The organism is Brevundimonas sp. CURTG3B2_SDJG, from assembly GCF_057364705.1.
This window is the reverse complement of sequence record NZ_JBNFOJ010000370.1, coordinates 1-2,493: the sequence shown is the minus strand read 5'-3', so window position 1 is coordinate 2,493 and position 2,493 is coordinate 1. Positions and strand designations below refer to the sequence as shown.

Here is a 2,493-nt window from a genome sequence, read left to right as displayed (position 1 = left end):
GCCGCCTACGCCCTGCGCCCGGATATTCCCAGTGCCCTGAAGCTGGCCGAGGTCCACCTGGCGCGCCAGGAGGTCGAGCCCGCCTCGCGCCTGCTGGACGCGGTCCTCGCCGCCGCCCCGTCCGACCACGGGCGCGCTCAGCCTGCGGGCCGTGGCCTGGCGATTGGCCGGGGATCTGCGAGGGGGCCAGCTCTACGACTACGACGCCATGGTCGGCGCCTGGACCATCGACACCCCGGCGGGCTGGCCGACGCTCCAGGCCTATCTGGCCGACCTGGCGCCGGCCCTGCGCGGCCTGCACGGGCTGAAGACCCATCCGGTCGGCCAGAGCCTGCGCCACGGCTCCCAGACCAGCGCGCTCCTGACCGCCAGCGACGATCCGGCCGTCCGCGCCTTCTTCCAGGCCGTCGACGGCCCGATCCGGCGTCATCTCGAGCGGATGGGCCGTGGCGACGACCCCCCTCGCCGCCGCAACACCGGCGGCATACCGCATCTCCGGCGCCTGGTCGGTGCGGCTTCGGCCCGGCGGCTTCCACGCCGCCCACGTCCACCCTGGCGGCTGGCTCTCGTCGGCCTGCTACATCGACCTGCCCGACGCCGTTCAGGGCGAGGATCGGCAGGGCTGGATCGGCTTCGGCGGCCCGCCCTTCGCCCCCGACCTGCCGCACGAACGGTTCGAAAAGCCCGAGCCGGGCAAGCTGGTGCTGTTTCCTTCCTATATGTGGCACGGCACCGTCCCCTTCGGCGGCGACCAGAGCCGCCTCACCATCGCCTTCGACATCGTGCCCGCGTGACCCGACCCCTCGCCATCTTCGACATCGACGGCACCCTGGTGGACAGCCGCGCCTCCATCCATCGCGCCGCCTGCGAGGCCGCCCGCGACCTGGGCCTGCCCGAGCCGGAGTACGACCGCGTCCGCCAGATCGTCGGCCTGACGCTGGAGCACGCCCTGGCGGTGCTGGAGCCGGACCTGGACCCCGAAGACCTGGCCCGCTTCATCGCCGGCTTCCGCGCCAGCTTCGCCCGCATGCACGCCCAGGGGGTCCAGGAGCCCCTCTATCCCGAGGCGATGACCACGCTCCGCCGCCTGCACCGCGACGGCTGGCGACTGGCGCTCGCGACCGGTCAGAACCGCCGCGGCGTGGCCCGTAACCTGGCGCGCGAGGGCTGGGCCGACCTGTTCCTGTCCGCCCACTGCGCCGAGGACGGTCCCGGCAAGCCCGACCCGGCCATGCTGCACGCCGCCATGACCGCTTGCGACGCCGACCCCGCCCGCACCGTCATGATCGGCGACACCGCCCACGACGCCCGGATGGCCGTTAACGCCGGCGTCCATCCGCTGGGCGTCGCCTGGGGTTTCCACACCGTCGAGGAGCAGCTCGCCGCCGGCGCCCGGCATGTGTCCTCGACCTTCGGCGAACTGAGCGTCGTGCTGGACGGCTTCGCCGCCCGCGCCGCCTGAGACCGCGAAAGGCCCGACCATGCCGCACATCCCGCCGCTCGATCCCACGTCGCCGCCGCAGCTTCCGCGAGGCCGAGGATCGGCTGAAGCGGTTCTGGACGGCCGTCGACGTGGCGGAAGGGGAGGGGGCCAAGGGGGTTGAGTGGACCGTCCTGCTGGACGGCCGCGCGCCCAGGACGCCCGCCGGCGCCAAGCTGACCCTGCCGACCCAGGCCGCCGCCCGCCTCGTGGCCGAGGAATGGGCCGCCCAGGGCGAGTTCGTCGATCCGGCGACCATGCCGGCGACCCGCCTGGCCTCGACCGCCATCGACCGGGTCTCCCAGGCCCGCGAGCCCGTCGCCGACGAGATCGCCGCCTACGCTGGCTCGGACGCCATCTGCTACTACGCCGACGCCCCGGCCAGCCTGGTCGAGATGCAGGCCCGCGGCTGGGAGCCGTGGCGCGAATGGGCGGCGGACATCCTGGGCGTCCGCCTCGATCCCGCCCACGGCGTCATCCACCACGCCCAGGACCCCGCCGCCATCGCCCGTGTCCGTGACCTGGCTCTCGAACTCGACGACTTCGCCCTGACCGGCTTGGCCACGGCGGTCCCCCTGTTCGGCTCCGCGGTCCTGGGCCTGGCCCTCCAGCGCGGCGCGCTGTCCGGCGATGGGGCGTTCGACCTCTCCCGCATCGACGAACATTTCCAGGAAAGTCAGTGGGGCGTGGACGAAGAGAACGCGCTGCGCACCGCCGCCCGCCGCGCCGAAGCCCAGCTGCTCGACCAGTGGTTCCGGGCGCTGGCTTGGCGTTAGGTTCAATCGACGTTCAGTCGACAGCCTTCACGCCTATCCCAACCCTTGTCCCCGTCATGGCCGGGCCTGTCCCGGCCATCCATGATCGCGACCAGCGACCTGGAGGTTTCGACTCCGGCCCTTCGCGTTCATGGATTCCCGGCGGGTTCACCCCTCGGGCGAGGCCGCGCAAGCGGCGCGACCCGGGGGCCGGGAATGACGGGTTTGAATGTCGATTGAACCCAGTCCTTCATTCCT

The 2,493-nt window shown here is 72.8% G+C and carries 3 protein-coding genes; all 3 read left to right on the top strand.

Going from position 1 to position 2,493, the window contains the following annotated elements:
- Nucleotides 1–446: 446 nt before the first annotated feature.
- The 3 genes from AC2W7C_RS16720 (at nucleotide 447) to AC2W7C_RS16710 (ending at nucleotide 2,256) form a co-directional block, all read left to right on the top strand.
- The gene (locus AC2W7C_RS16720) at nucleotides 447–794 is read left to right on the top strand and encodes a putative 2OG-Fe(II) oxygenase (RefSeq protein WP_486002390.1); all 348 of its coding nucleotides are present in this window, start codon (nucleotides 447–449) and stop codon (nucleotides 792–794) included.
- The gene (locus AC2W7C_RS16715; protein ID WP_486002389.1) at nucleotides 791–1,462 is read left to right on the top strand and encodes an HAD-IA family hydrolase; all 672 of its coding nucleotides are present in this window, start codon (nucleotides 791–793) and stop codon (nucleotides 1,460–1,462) included. The genes AC2W7C_RS16720 and AC2W7C_RS16715 overlap by 4 nt, the downstream gene beginning before the upstream one ends.
- Before the next feature lie 110 nt (nucleotides 1,463–1,572).
- Nucleotides 1,573–2,256: an ATP12 family chaperone protein gene (locus tag AC2W7C_RS16710; RefSeq protein WP_486002388.1), complete on the top strand. Its 684-nt coding sequence runs from the start codon at nucleotides 1,573–1,575 to the stop codon at nucleotides 2,254–2,256.
- Nucleotides 2,257–2,493 lie beyond the last annotated feature (237 nt).